A 17825-nucleotide genomic window follows, 5' to 3' on the forward strand; every position below is an offset into this window, starting at 1 on the left:
ACGTCCGCCGTCACCACACGGCGCCGGAGATGACGTCCGAGCTCGAGTACATGATCATCCGGCGCAACCGCCAGCTGCGGAACGAGTCGCGGGGGCCCCCCCCCCAAGTGGGGGGGCCCCCCCGCCCCGCCCCGGCCCCCGGTCGCCGCCCCCCCAGACGGGTTCGAAGAGCTGGTGGTGTCCCACGACCCGGTGTGGGAGGTGGCCTCCCGGAAGCCCTCCGACACGGCGGTGATCCTCTACACCTCCGGCACGACGGGCCGGCCCAAGGGTGCCGAGCTCACCCACGACAACCTGGCGCGAAACACCGCGGTCACCGGCACCACACTCCTTCAACTCACCGCACAGGACGTTGTCTTCGGCGGCCTGCCGCTCTTCCACGCCTTCGGCCAGGTCGTCGGCCTCAACTGTGCTGTCGCCGCCGGTGCCTGCCTGACCCTGCTGCCCCGCTTCGACGCGGCCAGGGCCCTGGAGATCATCGAACGGGACCGGGTCACCGCGTTCCTCGGCGTCCCGACGATGTACGGCGCCCTGCTCGCCGCGGCGAGCCAAGCGGACACCGCCTCACTGCGGGTGTGCGTCTCCGGCGGAGCCTCACTCCCGGTGGAGATCCTGCACGCCTTCGAAACGGCCTTCGACTGCGTGATCCTCGAAGGCTACGGCCTGTCCGAGACATCCCCGGTCGCCTGCTTCAACCACCCCGACCGCCCCCGTCGCCCCGGCTCCATCGGTACCCCGGTCGACGGTGTCGAGATGCGGGTGCTCGACCCGGACGGCGCCGAGGTGCCCGACGGCACCCCCGGCGAGATCGTCATCCGCGGGCACAACGTCATGAAGGGCTACTGGCGCAACCCCCAGGCCACCGCCGAGGCCGTCCCGGACGGCTGGCTCCGCACCGGCGACATCGGCGTGCGCGACCGCGACGGGTGTTTCCGGATCGTGGACCGGAAGAAGGACCTCATCATTCGCGGCGGATTCAACGTCTACCCGCGGGAGGTCGAGGAGGTTCTCTACGAGCACCCGGCCGTGGCCGAGGCTGCCGTCATCGCCGTTCCGCACGCCGTACACGGTGACGAGGTCGCCGCCGTAGTCACCCTCAAGCCCGGCAGCGGGGCAGCGGCCGGTGAACTCCGCGAGTTCGTCAAGTCCCGCGTCGCCGCCTACAAGTACCCTCGCGTGGTCCGGATCGTCGATGCCCTCCCCAAGGGAGCCACCGGAAAGATCCTCAAGCGTGAGATCGTGCTGCCGCCGAACTGACGGGGCGACAGGCCCGGCCCCAGCAGGCCGTCGGCCGGCCACGCTGGCGACGGAGCCGGTTGCTGATGCCCGTGCCCCGGTCCGCCCCTCTCACGGGGATGGGTCCGCGGCCGTGAGCGATGAAGAGTGCCGCCGAAACCGCACGCCGGACAGGTGATCCGCCTGAGCGGCTCGGGCGACCGGCCGCGCGGCGGTCACGACGAAGCCGAGGGCTCACCGTCCGCGGACGGCGTGCGGTTGAGATTGGTCTCGATCCGGGTCAGGACGCGCATCGCCTGCTCGTACTCCTCCTGCGTGAACCCCGCGGCCGTGATCGCCTCCAGGTCCCGCCAAGCCTGTTGGACCCGGTCTCGCAGGGCCAGGCCGGCCCGCGTGGGCTTCACCACGGCTGCCCGCCGGTCGTGCGGAGAGGGGCTGCGGGTGACGAATCCGGACTGCTCGAGGCGCTGCAGCATTTTGGTGACGGTGGAGGGATCCAGAGCCAGCGTCTTGATCAGATCGGCCTGGCGCTGTTCACCCTGCGCCCAGAGCTGCATCATCAGCACTTCCTGCCCAGGGTACAGGCCCGTATCACGCAGCAGGTTGGCCGCCATGATCCGGTGCACACGGGCAGCGCGGAAGAGCGCCTCGCTCATCGGGGCGTCGGCGACGGTCGGTACCGCGTCGTCCTTGCTCCGGATCGATTCGGACGCTGGCGGCATGGTGGATGTTCCTCCATGGAGGGCGGGCGAGTCGTTGGTCGACACATTATTTCATCCCCTTCCGATTGGTCGACCAATGGTGTGGTGTGCCGCACGGCCCGACCCGCGGAGTGGGTCGAGACCCCGCCGGTGCTGTTCGGCGCTCCTGTCGGTCCGGGGTCGGGGGGACCGGCCGATATGCCGCACTCTCGGGCGGTCCGGGCTTCGCCGCCACCCAAGTTCGGCCCGACTGCTGGCTTGTTCCATGTGGCCCCTGTTCGCCCCGCGCGCCGACGGGTGATGTTCGCCCTCGGGTCGGCGTCGTCAGGTCCGCCCGCGACGCCTGTGAGGGCCACGACCGCTCTCGATCTGCCCGTCGGGCAGCCGGTCGGGATCGTCTTCGCGCAATGGGCTTCCGGGGTGTGATCGTGGCCGATCCATGGACCCTGAATGTGCGATAATTGGTCAGCCAAATAACTGCGGGCCGGTCCTCTGACCGGCCCGGAAGAGAGGTCCCCCTCGTGTCCGCACCGTCTTTCACTGCCGACGACACGGCGATGCTGCTCATCGACCACCAGGTGGGCGCCGTGGGGTGGGCCCGTTCCATCCCCTTCGACCGGATGGAGGCCAACGCCTTGGCTCTCGCCAAGACCGCCAAGGGCAATGGCATCCCCTTGCTCTTCGCCTCCTCCATCGACGCGAACGCCCTGGGCCCGCGGCCGGCCGCACCGGAGGAGGCCGCCCCCGGCAGGTTCGGGTCGCCCATCAAGCGTCAGCGTGCCGTCCATGTCATGGACGAAGGGGACTTCGCCTCCGTCGTGGGGGAGACCGGGCGGAGGAAGCTGATCATCGCGGGCGTCGGCAACGAGGTCTGCACCGTCCATCTCACACTGACGGCACTGTGCCTGGGGTACGAGGTCCAGGTCGTCGCCGACGCGGGCGGCTCCCCGCCGAAGTCCGGGGAAGACTTCGCCCTCCGTCGTATGGGCAGGGCGGGTGCCGACATCACCTCAACCGCCCGGATCGTGGCCGAGCTCGTCCATGCCCGGACCGGTGAGCGTGACGGAAGGATCGTCCCGTTCGTCACTCCGTCACACTTCTCACTTTGCTGCCAACGTTCCGAGGGTCCGGTCGGTTCGTAAGTCCTCCATGACGTCGCCCCCGATCCCCGCCACCGGCTGGTCGTCCACCGAACAGGAGCTCGACTGAAGGCGATGGTCGCGTTCGCGGTCACGGCGGAAGTCACCTGACCCGACGTCCTCGCTCTTCGACGTGATCGGCAACGACCCCCTCGGTGGCGAACCGTCCTGGTGGCCGCGACCGGTGGTACAGCGTGGCATTCTCCCCCTGCCTCTGGGGCGCCGTGCGCCGCTGTGGGAACCCGCCGAGCCACTGCGGAACCTCCCCGGCAGCACTGGCCGTGCGGCCAACCGGAGGCCGTGTCCTTCGGGCAGTGCCCGGCCGCCGTACCTGCCCGAGGAACCGGTCGCGAAATAACCCGGCCGCAGCTGAATGTGTATGCAGATACGCCATACTGGAGGGCATGCCTCAACCGATCATCGTCATCGACGGCATCGAGCCGCTGAACCTGACCGGCATCCGCCAGTCGGTCGGACCGCTGCACGCCCTGCTGCGGGAGTGCATCCTCGACGGTCGGCTGGCGCCGGGCACCGTGCTGTCGCAGGTGGCGCTCGGACGCCAGCTTGGGGTGAGCCGCACCCCGGTGCGGGAGGCGTTGCGCATGCTTCAGGAAGAGGGGTTCGTCGAGGCCGAACCCAACCAGAGGATGCGGGTGGCGAGCCTCGATCCGAGTGCGCTGGACGCCGACTACGCGATGCGCATCACGCTGGAGTGCCTGGCCCTGACCATGACACTGGACGGCTTCGGCACCCGGGCGGAACGAGAGGCCAAGGCGCAGCTGACGGCGATGCGCCGCGCCGCCCGCGCGAAGGACGGCGAGGTCTGGTTCGCCGCACACCGTGAATACCACCGCCTTCTCACCGCCGGGGCGGGTGAGCCGCTGCGGCGCCAACTGGAGGCCCTGGCCGACCGCAGCGTGCGTTACATCCGTATCACCCAGCGGCTCGACCCCGAAAGCTGGTCCGAAGCGGGCGACACCGAGCATCCCGCGATCCTGGATGCGGTGACGGCCGGCGACCGTGATGCCGCGGTGTCCAGACTGGCTCATCACCTGGAGCGGACTGCGCTGAGGGTGCTCGCGGAGCAGGCACCGGACTACGAGCCGGAGGCCGTGCCCAGGGCGATGGCCCTGGTCAGTGCCGGTCCGTCGCCCTGGGGTCGCAGCCGACCCGCACGCGGTCTTCGGTGACAGATGTGCGGGGCCCCGTGGAAGAAACCGAGGCCCCGCACACCCCTGTCGACTACGGCTTCGGCTCGACGTTCTGCAAGAACTGCTCCGGCATCAGGGGGCACCACACCGCGGGCGGGACGTCCCAGTCCTGCCCTTTCCAGTCCTCGGTGATCTGGTCGATGTCGGAGAAGTACTCGATCCAACTGCCCCAGGGGTCCCGGACATAGTGGAACAGGTTGGAGCCCAGGGTGTGCCGGCCCAGGCCCCAGCCGACGCTGTGGCCCTTGTCCGCCATGACGCGGGCGCCCATCGCCAGTTCGTCGAGGCCCGAGACCTCCCAGCTGGAGTGGTGCAGGCCGGGGTGGCTGCTCTGGATGAAGCCGAAGACGTGGTGGTCGCCGGGGCCGGGGTTCATGAAGACGACCTTGCCAGTGATCCGGTCGGACACTCTCAGGCCGAGGGCGCGCTCGTAGAAGTCCTGCGAGCGGTTCACGTCCGAGGAGAAGATCAGCATGTGACCGAGCCGACGGGGGCGCGGCACCGTGTCCGCCTTGAGCCAGACGGGCTCGTCAACTCGCCGGTAGTCACCGGCCACGTTCTGCTTGACGGGTTCCACCGGGCGCGGCGCGGCGAGTTCCTGTTCCCGCACGTTGACCGCGTTGCCGTCGGGGTCGCTGAACCACAGGCCGCCTTCAGGGCCGCCGGCCGGGGTGTCCTGCAGTGGGATGCCGAGAGACTCGAGGTGACGCTGCAGCTCGGGCAGGGAACCGTCCGGCGCCGCGAAGGCGACGTGGTGCAGACGCTTGTCGCGTCCCTCGACGAGCAGCGTCTGGTCCTGGGCGCGGCCGTCGCAGCGGACGACCAGCCTGTTGTCGCGTTCGTCGACGGCCAGTCCGAAGTCGGTGTAGAAGTCCCTGCCCTGAGTCAGGTCGGGCAGTTCGAGGCCGTAGTGGAGAAGTCCGCTGATGCGCATGGTGCTTTCCTTTGTCGGTCGTGGGTCACGGAGGATCTCGTCGGTCACCGTGGTGGCGAACCGCCGGGACTTCGCAGGTGTGCCCAGAGCCGGTCGAGCAGGGGCGGGCCGGCAGCCCGCCAGGACGTGATCTCTTCGCTTGCGAGGGCATGGACCGCTCCGGCCTGTCGGGCCGCGAGGTGCAGTCGGCAGGTGGTCTCGAGCAGCCACATGCGGGCTACCGCGTGGCCGGGGGTGCCGCCGGTGGCGAGGGCGCCGTTGCCGCGCAGGACGACTGCGTCGGCGTGGCCCAGCGCGCGGGCGGCGCCCTCGGCGATGCCGGCCGAGCGCATGAGCCGTGCGTCGTCGTGGACGGGTACGGCATCGCCGAGCAGGGCGCCCTGTCCGTGCAGGGGCGGGATGGTGCCGGAAGCCACCGCACCGGCTGCGAAAGCCGATTCCGGGGTGGCGCGGGCGACGGCACGTACGTCGGGTCGTGCCCGGTAGACGGCCAGGTGCGCCCACGCCTCGCCCGGCGCGTGCGGGGGCAACGCCGTCGAGTCCAGCGGGATGTCCTGGAGAGTGTCGGCGGTGGCCTCGGCGAGATCGATCGGGGGTGTGATCAGCATGCGGTCGCCGTGCCGTGCCGACACATGCCCGAACGCCGAGACCAGGCCCAGTGCGGCGAGGGTGCGTGCCGCATCGGCCACCTCCGCGGGCAGGGTGCCGACGGACGGCGCGGCCGCCGTCCGCCCGCTCATGCCGCGAGCCCGTCGGCGTCCTCGGGCGGCGCGGCGGCCGACTCCTCGGTGAGTGCCGCGAACAGCGGAGCGGGGTCGAGGTGGATCCGCAGCGAGGTGACCGCACCCGACGGGGCGCGCGCGATGACCGTGACGCAGGGGAGCGTCAGCTCGGTGCCGCCGCGCGTGGTGTAGTGGACGCGGGCTTCGAACAGCACGGTTCCCCGGTCGTCCGCCTGCCAGCAGTTGCGCCACTCGTGCCGTATCGCGGAGAGTGCCGCGCGCAGGTTGTCCAGCACTTCACGTATCGCGACATGCCCGACTGCGGGCGGGTTGTTGCCGAACACCATCTCCCCGTCCGGGGCGAAGCGGTCGAGGACGCGCTCGATCAGCTGTGCGTCGATGTCGGCGTAGAAGGAGTCGGTCCAGCCGATCCAGTCGGGCATGTCGGGCATCTGTGTTCCTTTCGTCCGTGTCGGTGGTTCCGCCGCACGCCTCAGGTCAGGCGGCGTCGGTCGCGGAGCGGCGGCGCATGGCGTCGCGGGTCGCGGTGAGGGCCTGGAGGTAGTCACCGGTCATCGTCGCGGCGCTTGTCGCCTCGGCCTCGGAGCCGCCGGGGACGCCGGCTTGGACCAGGGCGAAGGTGAAGCGCAGTCGCAGGTCGTCGCCCTCGCCCTCGATCTCGTTGGCGATGGTGCCGAGCACCGGGCCCGACAGCCGGGTGAACACCACGCGATGCGGCTCTTCGAGCGTGATCCGCTCACGGAAGTCCACGCCCCGGTAGCGGATGTCGCGGTCGAAGGAGGTGTCGCCGTGGCGCTCGACGACGGTGCAGTGGCTCATCGAGGGAACGAACGGCAGGGCGTTGTTGGCCTTGAGTACCAGTCCCTCCCACACGGCGGCGCGGTCCAGTCGGGGCTCGCCGGGCTCGTTGACGGGCACGACGTGAGTCACGAAGATCATCTTTTCTCCTCCGGCCGGCGGTGCTGCCGGCCTGGTGCGGGTGTCTGCAGGCACGGCGGTGCTGCCGGCCTGGTGCGGGTGTCTGCAGGCACGGCGGTGCTGCCGGCCTGGTGAGGGTGGTCTGTGGGGCAGGCGCTACTGTCGGCCTGGGTGCGGGTTGTCCGCGGGCCGCGCGGTCACGAGGCCGCTGTGCGCACCGCATGGGGCAGCTGACGCTGCCGGGTCGTGGGCGCCACCGGCCCGCGCCACATGTCGAGCGACGAGGGCTGCCCGGGGTCGAATACGCGCGGGATCCACGCCGTGTCGTCCTCGATGGGCTGCCCGCCGACGGCGTATTCGTAGGTGAGATTCTCGGGGCCGCGGAAGTAGAGGAAAACCGAGCCGGAGGTGGGGTGCCGTCCCGGTCCCATGACGATCTCCACGCCCCGGTCGGTCAGGAAGTGCCAGTTGCGCATCAGCGTGTCGAGGGAGTCGACCTGGAAGTTGATGTGACAGAGGCCGGCTTCCGCGCCCTGGAACACGGCGAGTTTGTGATGGACGGGGTCGATGCGCATCAGACATGCGCGGTCGCCGACCCAGTCCGACACGCGCGCGTTGAACGTCGTGGACCAGAACCGGTGGGCCGCGTGCACATCGGGTGCGTCCAGGCACAGGTGTCCGAACTCGGTGATCCCGGAGTCGCGGGCCGGCCGTACCGGCTCGGCGGAACGGTACTGCGCCGCGGCCAGTTCTATGCGGTTGCCGAAGGGATCGTCGAAGCCGATGTAATCGGACACCCCGCGAGAGCGTGCCCCCGCCCGATCGCCGCGTTCGACCCGGAGGCCCTGCTTCTCCAGTTCGCTCTCCGCGGCGGCCAGGGCCTCGCGCCCGGCGACGGTGAAGCCGGAGGAGATGACGCCGGAGCGCCCCTGGACGAAGGTGAGGCAGTGGCCCCGGGGATCGGCGCGCAGGTGCGCCACTCCGGGCTCGTCGAAGTCGAGCACTTCAAGGCCGACGATGTCACTGGCGAACCGGACGGCGCCTTCCAGGTCCTCGACGCCCGAGCGCACGTAGGCGATGTCTGTCAGTGTGATCACGGGGTGGTCCCTTCGTCGTAGCCGAGGTAGCCGCGCGCCCGCACGCTGTCCGGCCAGCGTTCGCAGAGCGAACCGGTCAGCTGCGTGCGCAGGCACAGCGATGTCTCGCAGCGACAGGTGCGCAGGGTGTCGACGGCGCCGGCCTGCACCTTGCGCGGCCAGTCGGGATCCGCGAAGAGCGGCCGGGCCAGGCCCACCGCCTGCGCCTGCCCGGACCGGAGAACCCGCGCCGCCATCCTGGGGTCGCCCAGGCCGCCGTTGGCCACCACGGGGATCCGCACCGCGCGTTGCAGCGCTTCCGTGTCGCGGAGCGAGTAGCCCGGCTCGCCGAGTACGTCCGCGTTGTGGGGCAGGCGCATGGTCTCGAACGTGGCCGGGACCGCGAACAGGAAGGCGGCGCCCGCGTCCTGGAGCAGGGGAGCGAGCCGCACGGCGTCCGCAAGGCTCCAGCCGCCCTCCACGCGCTCGTCGCTGAGCAGGTGCACGCCGACCGCGAAGTCCGCACCTGTGCCCGCGGTGACCCAGCGCACCACCTCCAGTGGGAGCCGGGTGCGCCCTTCGAAGTCGCCGCCCCACTGGTCGGTGCGCCGGTTGGTACGGGGAGAGAGGAATCCGGACAGCAGGAAACCCTGCGCCATGTGGATGTCCACACCGTCGAACCCGGCGCGTCTGCACCGGTCGGCGGCCCGGACGAAGGCGTCGATGGTCTCCTCGATCTCCTCCGGGGTGATCTCCTGCGGGGTGACCACCCGGCCCGGCGTGAGCTCGAAGGGGATCGCGGACGCGGCGAGGCGGGGGCGGCGCTCGTACTCCTCCCAGGGCCCCGCGTACCGGCCGGCGTGCACGATCTGCGCGATCGCCAGGGCACCGTGCACGCGGATCTCGGAGGCCAGCCGCTTCAGCCCGGGCAGCTGCTCCTCGTCGCTCACCAGCGTCTGCAGCGGCATCTGCCGGCCCGCGACACTGATCGCGAAGTTCTCCGTGATCACCACGCCGGCGCCGCCCCGGGCGCGGCGGGCGTAGTGCTCGACCTCGCGGTCGGCCACGGTGCCGTCCGGGTTGGCGTAGCCGACGGACATCGGTGCCTGCACGATTCGGTTGCGGGCCGTACGCCCGCCGAGGCGCAGCGGCGTGAACAGCGGCGCGAGATCGGCTGTGTCGGCCGTGCGGCTCGAGTCCGCGGTGGGGGTCATTTCTGCTCCGTGGTGCTCGTGTGCGCGAAGGCGTGAGGGGGCTCGGCCAGCCGTACGTCGTTGCGGAGCACGCCGATCGGTTCGATCCGGATGCGCAGCCGGTCGCCGTCCCTGAGCGCGACGCCCTTGGCGGCGCCGACGCCGGCCGGGGTACCGGTGGCGATCAGATCGCCCGGCTCCAGGGTCATCAGCATGCTGGCGGCCGAGACGAGCCGCGCCACGGTGAAGATCATGTTCTCGGTGTTCCCGTCCTGTTCCAGCACGTCGTTGCGCCACAGCCGGATGGGCAGCGCCTGCGGATCGGGGACGAACCAGGACGGCGTCACGCCGGGACCGATCGGTGTGAAGGTGTCGCGCCCCTTGGAAGCGAGCCAGTCGTAGGCGAACGGGGGCGCCAACGGGTTCGGCCGAGCGTGCATGCCGCGCGCCGAGATGTCGTTGACGATGGTGTAGCCCGCGACCGCCTCCAGCGCCCGCTCCACCGGCACCCGGCGGGCCCGTCGTCCGATCACCACGCCGAGTTCGGCCTCCCAGTCCACGCGGGCCTCAGGGGCGCCGGGGATGAAAACCGCCGCTTCAGGTCCGGCGATCGCCGTGGGCGGGAGCAAGAAGAAGTACGGCTCCATGCCGTCCGGCACCTTTCCGACGCCCATCTCCCGCAGGTGGTCGTGGTAGTTGGCGCCGGCGAAGACCAGCTTGCCCGGCCGCGGCAGAGGCGGCAGCAGGCGTACGGCTTCGACGGGGTCACCCTCGGCGGGCCGCCAGGCGCGCAGGACCGGCTCCAGCTCCGCCCAGTCCTGCAGCGCCGCCCCCACGTCGGGATACCGCGCCAGTGCCGGGTGGCGCCGTACCCGTCCCTCGGTGTCGGCGGCGGCGACGAACGGCGTGGCTCCCGGGGCCTGCGGACAGCAGGTCACCAGGTTCCATACGGACATGCGAACTCCAGGCATCGATTGTTTGCCGCGCCATGATTTCGGGAGCGGCGGGCTGAAGTGTGGAAGTCGGCTCGATGATGATGGCTTGCCGACAGACTGCATACAGTTTCCCCACCGGTCAATAGGTCGACCAAGTATTGACTTCGCCGGTCGAAAGTGTACACAGTTTGGAGGTGCTGCCTGCCTGGACGCTGCAGGCAGCGCACTCGACCCGCAACGACCCGATCGGAGATCGTCATGACGGATGTCGCCGCACCCCCGGCGGGACAGGCAGAGCGGGGGCCCTCATGACCGCAGCGCCCCTGGCCGAGGCGGCGGACGCCCTCCTCGCCGCTCACGCCAGCCGGGTCCCGGTCGAGCCGCTCGTGGACACGTACCAAGGCTTGACGCTCGCGGACGCCTACGAGATCCAGCTGCTGCAGATCAGCCGCCGCGTCGCCGGCGGTGCTCGCATCAAGGGCCACAAGGTCGGCCTGTCGTCCCCCGCCATGCAGCGGCAGTTGGGCGTGGACCAGCCGGACTACGGCCACCTGCTGGACGACATGTTCTGGCTGGAGAACGCTCCCTTGCCGACCTCCCGGTTCCTGCAGCCGCGGGTCGAGCCCGAGATCGCCTTCGTGCTCAGGCGTCCCCTGGCCGGACCGGGGGTCACGGTCGCGGAGGCGGTCGCGGCCGTGGACTTCGTGCTGCCGGCGCTGGAAGTGATCGACTCACGTATCCGTGACTGGCGTATCGGGATCCTCGACACCATCGCGGACAACGCCTCCTGCGGGGGCGTCGTGCTGGGCAGCACCCCGGCCCGGCTGGCGGACGTCGATCTCCGCCTCGCCGGGTGCACGCTGCACCGCAACGGCGACCTGGTCGGCACCGGGGCGAGCGGCGCGGTGCTCGGCTCGCCGCTGACGTCACTGGTCTGGCTGGCCAACACCGTCGGCGCACGCGGTGTCGTCCTGGAGGCGGGTCACGTCGTGTTGCCGGGCTCCATCACCGCCTCGGTCCCCGTCGGCGCGGGGGACACCGTCACCGCCGCCTTCGCCGGGATCGGCAGCGTCACGGCACGCTTCACCGAGGAGAGTTCATGAGCAAGGTGACCGCGGCCATCGTCGGACCCGGCAACATCGGCACCGACCTGCTCGCCAAGCTGTTGCACAGCCCGACGGTCGAGGTCCGCTACATGGTCGGCGTCGACCCGGCATCAGACGGGCTGGCCCGGGCCCGCGACCTGGGTCTGGAGACGTCCACGGAGGGAGTGGACTGGCTGCTGTCCCGTGCCGAGCCGCCGCAGTTGGTGTTCGAGGCGACCTCCGCGAAGGCGCACCTCGCGAACGCGCCGCGCTACGCCGCAGCGGGCATCCAGGCGATCGACCTGACCCCGGCGGCCGTCGGCCCGCCGGTCTGCCCGCCGGTGAACCTGGAGCAGCACCTGGACGCCCCCAACATCAACATGATCACCTGTGGCGGGCAGGCCACCATTCCGATCGTGCATGCGGTCTCCCGCGTGGTCCCGGTCGAGTACGCGGAGATCGTCGCGTCGATCGCCTCCCGGTCGGCCGGCCCCGGAACCCGCGCGAACATCGACGAGTTCACCGAGACCACCTCGCGCGCCATCGAGCGGGTCGGTGGCGCCCGCAAGGGCAAGGCGGTCATCATCCTCAACCCCGTCGACCCACCGATGATCATGCGCGACACCGTGTTCTGCGCCGTCCCGGCGGACGCCGACCGGGACGCCGTCAGCGAGTCGATAGTGCGCATGGCCCACGAAGTGGCCGCGTACGTCCCGGGCTACACGCTGCGGGCGGACCCCCAGTTCGACGACCCGCGCCCCGAATGGAAGGGGCAGGCCCGGGTGGCCGTCTTCCTCGAAGTGCGCGGCCGGGGCGACTACCTGCCGCCCTGGGCAGGAAACCTCGACATCATGACGGCCGCGGCCGCTCGCGTCGGCGAGCTGCTGGCGGACGCCCGGACCACGGCGGTGACCTCATGACCACTCTCGCCCACGACCAGCAGCCGCCCAGGTTGCGGATCACCGACTCCACTCTCAGGGACGGCTCGCACGCCATGCGGCACCAGTTCACCGAGGAACAGGTGCGCGGCGTCGTACACGCCCTCGACCAGGCGGGCGTCGAGGTCATCGAGGTGGCCCACGGCGACGGCCTCGGCGGCTCCAGCTTCAACTACGGCTTCTCCAAGGTGGACGAGATCCAGCTGATCGAGGCCGCCGTCGACGAGGCCGCCCGGGCGAAGATCGCCGTACTGCTGCTGCCCGGCGTCGGCACGGTCACCGACCTCAAGCGCGCCCACGCCGCCGGCGCGGGTGTGGCCCGCATCGCCACCCACTGCACCGAGGCCGACACCTCCGTCCAGCACTTCACCGCCGCGCGCGAGCTCGGGATGGAGACCGTCGGCTTCCTGATGCTCTCGCACCGCAGCGACCCGGCAGAACTCGCCGCGCAGGCACGGATCATGGTCGACGCCGGCGCCCAGTGCGTCTACGTCGTCGACTCGGCCGGGGCCCTGGTCCTGAGCGGCGCACAGGCCCGGGTCCAGGCCCTCGTGGGGGAGATCGGACACGAGGCCCAGGTCGGCTTCCACGGCCACCAGAACCTCTCCCTCGGCGTCGCCAACTCGGTGCTCGCCTACCAGGGCGGCGCCCGGCAGATCGACGGCGCCCTGTGCGCGCTCGGCGCCGGCGCCGGAAACGCGCCCACCGAGGTGCTCGCGGCCACCTTTGAACGCCTGGGCATCCCCACCGGCCTGGACGTCGGCCTCGCCCTGGCCGCCGCGCAGGACGTGGTCAAGCCGTTCATCCCCCGGCTGCCGTGGATGGACCGCTCCTCGATCGTGCAGGGCTATGCGGGCGTGTACTCCAGCTTCCTGCTGCACGCCGAACGGGCCGCGGAACGCTACGGCGTTCCCGCCCACGACATCCTCCAGCAGGTCGGCGAGGCCGGCTACGTCGGAGGCCAGGAGGACATGATCATCGACATCGCGCTGAGGCTGGCCGAGGAGCGCGAGAAGGCGGGGGCCGGCCGATGAGCTGGGACATCGCCCGCGCCGCCACCGTCTTGCTGGAGGCCGAGGACAACCGTACCGAGCGCGGCCCGATCACCGACGAGTGGCCCGGACTCGGCCTGGACACCGCCTACAGGGTGCAGGACGAGACACTGCGCCGCCGGCTCGACCGCGGCGAGCACATCGTCGGCGTGAAGCTCGGTCTGACCTCCCGTGCCAAGCAGGAGCGGATGGGCGTCGCCGCGCCGCTGACCGCCTGGCTGACCGACGGCATGCTGCTGCCGGCCGGAGCGCCCGTCCCGCAGCAGCGGCTGATCCACCCGCGCGCCGAACCGGAGATCGTGTTCGTGATGAAGAACAGGCTGGCCGGCCCCGGCGTCACCGCCGCCACCGCCCTGGCCGCGGTCGGCTCGGTGCACGGCGGCATCGAGGTGATCGACAGCCGCTACCGCGATTTCCGCTTCACCCTGCCCGACGTGGTCGCCGACAACGCCTCCTCAGGCCGCTTCCTCACCGGCCCGGTCGGTGTGCCGCCCGAGAAGCTGGACCTGGCGATGGAGGCCTGCCTGGTCGAGGTCGACGGCCAGGTCGCCGACAGCGCCACCGGCGCGGCCGTGCAGGGCCATCCCGCCGAGGCCCTGGCCCTGGCCGCCAACGACCTCGGCCGCCGGGGCCTGGCGATAGAGCCCGGCTGGATCGTGCTGACCGGCGGTATGACCGACGCCGTACCCGTACCGCCCGGTTCCACCGTCGCGGTGCACTTCACCCACCTCGGTTCTCTCCACCTGACGGGAGGCTGACATGCCGCTGATCGAAGTGACGATGGTCCACGGACGGGCACCGGAGGAGATCCGGTCGCTGATCCACGAGATCACCAGGGCGGTGGTCACAGCGCTGGACGTACCGCAGCAGAGCGTCCGCGTGGCCGTCAGGGAACTGCCGAAGACCCACTGGGCCGCCGGTGACGTCACCCTCGCCGAGCGGGAAACGGCGAGCACGACCGAGGGAGCGGCGCGCTGATGGATTTCTACGGTCATGTGATCGACGGCGAGGAGGCGGCCTCGCTCTCGGGCGCCACCTTCTCGTCCACCGACCCCCACACCCGCCGGCCCTGGGCGGAGGCCGCCCTCGGCGACGGCGCCGACGCCGACCGCGCGGTGAGCGCGGCACGCCGAGCCTTCGACCACGGTCACTGGCCGCGCATGGGCACGGCCGAGCGCGGCCGGATCCTGCACCGCCTGGCGGACCTGATCGAAGAGCATGCCGAGGACATCGCTCTGGCGGACACCCAGGACATGGGCAAGCCGATCACCCAGTCACAGGGCAACGACGTACCGCGCACGGCGGCGAACTTCCGCTTCTTCGCCGACCACGCGAGGCTCTCCACCTCCGAGAGCTACCCGATGGACACCGGCCACCACGCGTACACCCGCTTCGACCCGGCCGGGGTCGTCGCGGCGATCGCACCGTGGAACTTCCCGATGATGCTGGAGTCCTGGAAGGTCGCACCGGCCCTCGCCTGGGGCAACACCGTGGTGCTCAAGCCCGCCGAGGACACTCCTGTCTCGGCCACGCTCATGGCGCGGCTGGCCCTGGAAGCGGGCATGCCGCCGGGCGTGTTCAACGTGCTCCACGGATACGGCCCCGACTCCGCCGGCCAGGCACTCACCGAGCACCCCGCCGTGGACCGGATCACCTTCACCGGCGAGTCCGGCACCGGCCGCGTCATCGCCACCGCCGGTGCCCGCCACCTCACCCCGGTCAGCCTCGAACTCGGCGGCAAGGGAGCGAACATCGTCTTCGCCGACGCCGACCTGGCAGGCGCCGTGGAGTGGTCGATCCGCGCCGTCTTCACCAACTCGGGGCAGGTCTGCCTGGCCGGCTCCCGGCTGTACGTCCAGCGGGAGGTCTACGACGAGTTCCTCACGCGGTTCGCCGCGGCGGCGGACGCGTTGGTCGTCGGCGACCCCAGAGACCCGGCCGTCCAGATCGGCCCGCTGGCCTCTGCCGAGCATCACGCCAAGGTCGCCGGCTATGTGGACACCATCGCCGAACAGGGCGGCACGCTCCGCACCGGTGGCCTGGGCGACGGCTGGACGATACGCCCCACCGTCATCACCGGCATGGACCACACGGCCCGGCACGCCCGCGAGGAGATCTTCGGTCCCGTCGTCGTCGTGATCCCGTTCGCCACCGAGGCCGAGGCGATCGAGCTCGCCAACGACACACCGTACGGCCTCAACGCGATGCTGTTCACCGAGAACCTGCACCGCGCACACCGCGTCGCGGCGGTGCTGCGGGCGGGCACGGTCTGGGTGAACTGCTTCTTCGTGCGGGACCTGCGGGCCCCCTTCGGCGGCGTGGGCGACTCCGGGATCGGGCGCGAGGGAGGCACGTTCAGCCGGGAGTTCTTCACCGAGCCGAAGGCGGTGGTGATGCAGATCGACCCGGCGGCCGATCGGGACCGGCCTCGAAGCAGCCGGGGACGATCCGCACGATAACCGCCACCAGCCCACGCCGGGCTCCGTCCCTTCCCTCACCGCTCAAGGGGTTCCGTGTACTCCCACCGCATTGCTACTGCCGTCCCCGAACCCGCCGCCCGGCACGGGCGCGAAGCCGAACTGCTGCAACGTGCCGAGAGCCTCCGCGAACGCGCGCATCAGGCCCAGCGGGCTCTCCTTGCCGTCAACGGCGTCCCGTTCGCCGCGGGCATCGTGCTGTCCTCATTCACGGACGTTCCCTCGATCCCCGTCCAGGGGCGGCTCACCCTGGGCCTGGTGTGGGGTGTTCTGCAGATCGGTCTGTTCGTCACCACCGCATGTCTCTACGAGGTTCGCTGTACGCGTTCATGCGACGCCCTGGAGCATTCGCTGGCCTCTGACATCGCCGACGCCGGGCGGCAGGATGCTCGTCCGAGCGACGGGTTCGAGTGGTGATGCACATGACGGTGGACACGTTGAGCGTGGGCGCGCTCGACCCGGTCGGCTCGGCCGCGAGGGGGCCCACGACCGTGGCCTTGCTGGCCTTCATCGGAGTGTCCTTCCTGTGGCTTCTCACGCTCGCTGCCGGGGAGGAGGAGACCGCGGAAAGCCTTCACCTGGCCAATCGGTCCCTGTCCGCTGTCTTCAACGGCTTCGCCCTGGCCGGCGAGCACATCTCGGCGCTCACCCTGTTGGGGACCTCCGGGCTGATCGCGCTGGTCGGCTTTGACGGATTCACCTTCGCGGTGGACAGTCTGCTGGCGCTCGGTGTGCTGCTGCTCCTGGCACAGAAGATACGCAACACCGGTCGTTACACGCTCGGCGACCTCTTCTCCTTGCGCGTCTCAGGGCCTGGGCCCCGTACTGCCGCCAGCCTGGTCACACTCGCGATCACGATCCCCATTCTGATGGTCCAGCTGCGGGCCGCAGGCATGAGCACCGCAGTACTGATCGGAATGCCTACGACGGAGACGGAAGTGGTCTGCACCGTCCTGATGGGCGGACTGGTGACATGCTTCGCTTCGCTCGGTGGTCTGCGGGCGACCAGCTTCATGCACATTGTGAAGGTGCCCCTGGTCCTCCTGGTTCTCGCGGCGCTCGCGCTGCTCAGCCTCAGGAAGTTCGAGTGGGACCCTGGGGAGGTGCTCGCGGCCGCGGTGGCGAAGAGCGTGGCGCCGAACCGGTACTTGCGGCCAGGTCTCTGGCGCTACACCGAGACCTTCGGACCGCTCAACACGGTGGGCACCCATGTCGCAGTGATCCTCGGCGCCGCCACGATGCCGCATCTGATGCTGCGTCTCAACGCCTCTCACAGTGGGCGTTCGGCCCGGCGGTCCATGAGCATCGCCGTAGTTCTGATCGCCGTATTCGTTCTCCTGCTGATCGCGACGGCCTTCTCCGCCGCGGCTGTGGCGGGCAGTTCCTCCGCGGCAGTCGACCGATCGGGGGAGTCGTCATTGGTGTCGCTGGCCTCCGGCCTGCTCGGTCCCGGCTCGACAGCGCGCACAGGTCTCGTCACCGTGGTGGGGTGCGTCATCTTCTTCACCGTGCTGACGACCGTGGCCAGTGTGACCTTTGCGGCCGCCGTCTCCCTGGTCCGCGATGTCCAGGCGCGAGGTGAGGGCCGGCGAACGTCACAGGAGGAAACGCGAGCGGTACGCATGACCGCCGTAGTTGTCGGCGTAGCGGGCGTGTCGTTGTCAGCGGTGACACTTCTGTATCCGACCGAGTTCCTGGCGACCTTCGCCATGAGTGTTGCCGCCTCCTGCGTCTTCCCGGTGCTGGTCTACTCCCTCTTCTGGCACCGTTTCAGCCGCAGGGGCCTGTACTGGTCCGTCTACGGAGGGCTGGTGACGTGCACGCTCCTCACGTTTTTCTCACCCGCGATCTCCGGAACGCCATTCGCCGTGTTTCCCGGCGCGCACTTCGACTGGTACCCGTTCCAGGTTCCGGGTCTGGTCTCCATTCCGGTGGGACTCCTTCTGGGATGGCTTGGCAGTGTCATCCCTCCACAGGGCCTGGAGTCCGATTTCCGGTACGTTGAATTCGAAATCACAACGGGGATGGGTTGGAAGTCAACACCCTGAGGTCTTTCCATCATCGGTCTGAGCTGGCCAAATGCAGGGTGAGTACGGCCTGGACGAGGCAGGTGATCCGGGTGGTCGAGCACCGGAGCTTGCGAAGGAGCCGCCAGGACTTGAGGGTGGCCATGGCCTGCTCGACGAG

19 protein-coding genes and 1 pseudogene are annotated in these 17825 nt (G+C 70.3%); 11 read left to right on the plus strand and 9 right to left on the minus strand.

Annotation, left to right across the window (positions count from 1 at the left end; genetic code table 11):
- Positions 1 to 177: 177 nt before the first annotated feature.
- Complete coding sequence (locus ACFW2E_RS18975; protein ID WP_384467800.1) at positions 178 to 1257, plus strand: AMP-binding protein; 1080 nt, start codon at positions 178 to 180, stop codon at positions 1255 to 1257.
- Between the two features lie 194 nt (positions 1258 to 1451).
- Here ACFW2E_RS18975 and ACFW2E_RS18980 read toward each other — a convergent pair whose 3' ends face one another.
- Complete coding sequence (locus tag ACFW2E_RS18980) at positions 1452 to 2003, minus strand: MarR family winged helix-turn-helix transcriptional regulator (protein ID WP_384467802.1); 552 nt, start codon at positions 2001 to 2003, stop codon at positions 1452 to 1454.
- A 455-nt stretch (positions 2004 to 2458) separates the two neighbouring features.
- Here ACFW2E_RS18980 and ACFW2E_RS18985 point away from each other — a divergent pair, with 455 nt between their 5' ends.
- Together ACFW2E_RS18985 and ACFW2E_RS18990 are read left to right on the plus strand one after the other, a co-directional pair.
- On the plus strand, positions 2459 to 3079 hold the full coding sequence (locus ACFW2E_RS18985; RefSeq protein WP_384467804.1) for an isochorismatase family protein: 621 nt from the start codon (positions 2459 to 2461) through the stop codon (positions 3077 to 3079).
- A 401-nt stretch (positions 3080 to 3480) separates the two neighbouring features.
- A complete protein-coding gene (locus ACFW2E_RS18990) occupies positions 3481 to 4266 on the plus strand; it encodes a GntR family transcriptional regulator (RefSeq protein ID WP_384467806.1) in 786 nt (261 codons plus the stop codon).
- A 52-nt stretch (positions 4267 to 4318) separates the two neighbouring features.
- On the opposite strand, the gene ACFW2E_RS18995 is transcribed toward ACFW2E_RS18990, so the two are convergent.
- From ACFW2E_RS18995 to ACFW2E_RS19025, 7 genes are all read right to left on the minus strand, one after another.
- Positions 4319 to 5221, minus strand: coding sequence for a VOC family protein (locus ACFW2E_RS18995; protein WP_384467808.1), 903 nt, complete (start codon positions 5219 to 5221; stop codon positions 4319 to 4321).
- Positions 5222 to 5265: 44 nt separating this feature from the next.
- The gene (locus ACFW2E_RS19000) at positions 5266 to 5961 is read right to left on the minus strand and encodes a class II aldolase/adducin family protein (RefSeq protein WP_384467809.1); all 696 of its coding nucleotides are present in this window, start codon (positions 5959 to 5961) and stop codon (positions 5266 to 5268) included.
- Entirely contained in the window at positions 5958 to 6395 is a 438-nt protein-coding gene (locus ACFW2E_RS19005; protein WP_384467811.1) for a nuclear transport factor 2 family protein, read from the minus strand. The genes ACFW2E_RS19000 and ACFW2E_RS19005 overlap by 4 nt, the downstream gene beginning before the upstream one ends.
- Before the next feature lie 46 nt (positions 6396 to 6441).
- The gene (locus tag ACFW2E_RS19010) at positions 6442 to 6903 is read right to left on the minus strand and encodes an SRPBCC family protein (RefSeq protein WP_384467813.1); all 462 of its coding nucleotides are present in this window, start codon (positions 6901 to 6903) and stop codon (positions 6442 to 6444) included.
- 176 nt (positions 6904 to 7079) lie between these two features.
- Positions 7080 to 7979, minus strand: a complete 900-nt coding sequence (locus ACFW2E_RS19015) for a VOC family protein (RefSeq protein WP_384467815.1) — start codon at positions 7977 to 7979, stop codon at positions 7080 to 7082.
- Positions 7976 to 9172, minus strand: a complete 1197-nt coding sequence (locus ACFW2E_RS19020) for an NADH:flavin oxidoreductase (RefSeq protein WP_384467817.1) — start codon at positions 9170 to 9172, stop codon at positions 7976 to 7978. The genes ACFW2E_RS19015 and ACFW2E_RS19020 overlap by 4 nt, the downstream gene beginning before the upstream one ends.
- Positions 9169 to 10107 (minus strand): fumarylacetoacetate hydrolase family protein, encoded by a 939-nt coding sequence (locus ACFW2E_RS19025; protein ID WP_384467819.1) that lies wholly within the window; start codon positions 10105 to 10107, stop codon positions 9169 to 9171. Before ACFW2E_RS19025 ends, ACFW2E_RS19020 begins: the two co-directional genes overlap by 4 nt.
- Positions 10108 to 10394: 287 nt before the next feature.
- Between ACFW2E_RS19025 and ACFW2E_RS19030 the strand changes: the two genes are divergently transcribed.
- The 8 genes from ACFW2E_RS19030 to ACFW2E_RS19065 are packed head-to-tail and all read left to right on the plus strand — an operon-like array spanning position 10395 to position 17686.
- A complete protein-coding gene (locus ACFW2E_RS19030) occupies positions 10395 to 11189 on the plus strand; it encodes a 2-keto-4-pentenoate hydratase (protein ID WP_384467821.1) in 795 nt (264 codons plus the stop codon).
- Entirely contained in the window at positions 11186 to 12091 is a 906-nt protein-coding gene (locus ACFW2E_RS19035) for an acetaldehyde dehydrogenase (acetylating) (protein ID WP_384467823.1), read from the plus strand. The genes ACFW2E_RS19030 and ACFW2E_RS19035 overlap by 4 nt, the downstream gene beginning before the upstream one ends.
- Positions 12088 to 13143, plus strand: a complete 1056-nt coding sequence (gene dmpG / locus ACFW2E_RS19040) for a 4-hydroxy-2-oxovalerate aldolase (RefSeq protein WP_384467825.1) — start codon at positions 12088 to 12090, stop codon at positions 13141 to 13143. Before ACFW2E_RS19035 ends, dmpG begins: the two co-directional genes overlap by 4 nt.
- Positions 13140 to 13919 (plus strand): 2-keto-4-pentenoate hydratase, encoded by a 780-nt coding sequence (locus tag ACFW2E_RS19045; RefSeq protein ID WP_384467827.1) that lies wholly within the window; start codon positions 13140 to 13142, stop codon positions 13917 to 13919. Before dmpG ends, ACFW2E_RS19045 begins: the two co-directional genes overlap by 4 nt.
- Position 13920: 1 nt before the next feature.
- Positions 13921 to 14139, plus strand: a complete 219-nt coding sequence (locus ACFW2E_RS19050; RefSeq protein WP_384467829.1) for a 4-oxalocrotonate tautomerase family protein — start codon at positions 13921 to 13923, stop codon at positions 14137 to 14139.
- Positions 14139 to 15620 (plus strand): aldehyde dehydrogenase, encoded by a 1482-nt coding sequence (locus ACFW2E_RS19055; protein WP_384467830.1) that lies wholly within the window; start codon positions 14139 to 14141, stop codon positions 15618 to 15620. The genes ACFW2E_RS19050 and ACFW2E_RS19055 overlap by 1 nt, the downstream gene beginning before the upstream one ends.
- A gap of 54 nt (positions 15621 to 15674) precedes the next feature.
- The gene (locus ACFW2E_RS19060) at positions 15675 to 16055 is read left to right on the plus strand and encodes a hypothetical protein (RefSeq protein WP_384467832.1); all 381 of its coding nucleotides are present in this window, start codon (positions 15675 to 15677) and stop codon (positions 16053 to 16055) included.
- A gap of 5 nt (positions 16056 to 16060) precedes the next feature.
- Positions 16061 to 17686 carry a transporter gene (locus ACFW2E_RS19065; RefSeq protein WP_384467834.1) on the plus strand — a complete coding sequence of 542 codons (1626 nt, stop codon included), beginning with the start codon at positions 16061 to 16063 and terminating at the stop codon, positions 17684 to 17686.
- A 10-nt stretch (positions 17687 to 17696) separates the two neighbouring features.
- Here ACFW2E_RS19065 and ACFW2E_RS19070 read toward each other — a convergent pair.
- A pseudogene (locus ACFW2E_RS19070) lies at positions 17697 to 17825 on the minus strand (IS5/IS1182 family transposase); the annotation flags it as partial.

The organism is Streptomyces sp. NPDC058964 (genome assembly GCF_042741275.1).
Lineage (GTDB): Bacteria > Actinomycetota > Actinomycetes > Streptomycetales > Streptomycetaceae > Streptomyces.

Bases quoted from the DNA above. Each gene is read 5' to 3' on its own strand.
- ACFW2E_RS18990 (WP_384467806.1), top strand. From the start codon at position 3,481: ATGCCTCAACCGATCATCGTCATCGACGGCATCGAGCCGCTGAACCTG.
- ACFW2E_RS18995 (WP_384467808.1), bottom strand. From the start codon at position 5,221: ATGCGCATCAGCGGACTTCTCCACTACGGCCTCGAACTGCCCGACCTG.
- ACFW2E_RS19000 (WP_384467809.1), bottom strand. From the start codon at position 5,961: ATGAGCGGGCGGACGGCGGCCGCGCCGTCCGTCGGCACCCTGCCCGCG.
- ACFW2E_RS19005 (WP_384467811.1), bottom strand. From the start codon at position 6,395: ATGCCCGACATGCCCGACTGGATCGGCTGGACCGACTCCTTCTACGCC.
- ACFW2E_RS19010 (WP_384467813.1), bottom strand. From the start codon at position 6,903: ATGATCTTCGTGACTCACGTCGTGCCCGTCAACGAGCCCGGCGAGCCC.
- ACFW2E_RS19020 (WP_384467817.1), bottom strand. From the start codon at position 9,172: ATGACCCCCACCGCGGACTCGAGCCGCACGGCCGACACAGCCGATCTC.
- ACFW2E_RS19025 (WP_384467819.1), bottom strand. From the start codon at position 10,107: ATGTCCGTATGGAACCTGGTGACCTGCTGTCCGCAGGCCCCGGGAGCC.
- ACFW2E_RS19030 (WP_384467821.1), top strand. From the start codon at position 10,395: ATGACCGCAGCGCCCCTGGCCGAGGCGGCGGACGCCCTCCTCGCCGCT.
- ACFW2E_RS19035 (WP_384467823.1), top strand. From the start codon at position 11,186: ATGAGCAAGGTGACCGCGGCCATCGTCGGACCCGGCAACATCGGCACC.
- dmpG (WP_384467825.1), top strand. From the start codon at position 12,088: ATGACCACTCTCGCCCACGACCAGCAGCCGCCCAGGTTGCGGATCACC.
- ACFW2E_RS19045 (WP_384467827.1), top strand. From the start codon at position 13,140: ATGAGCTGGGACATCGCCCGCGCCGCCACCGTCTTGCTGGAGGCCGAG.
- ACFW2E_RS19050 (WP_384467829.1), top strand. From the start codon at position 13,921: ATGCCGCTGATCGAAGTGACGATGGTCCACGGACGGGCACCGGAGGAG.
- ACFW2E_RS19055 (WP_384467830.1), top strand. From the start codon at position 14,139: ATGGATTTCTACGGTCATGTGATCGACGGCGAGGAGGCGGCCTCGCTC.
- ACFW2E_RS19065 (WP_384467834.1), top strand. From the start codon at position 16,061: ATGACGGTGGACACGTTGAGCGTGGGCGCGCTCGACCCGGTCGGCTCG.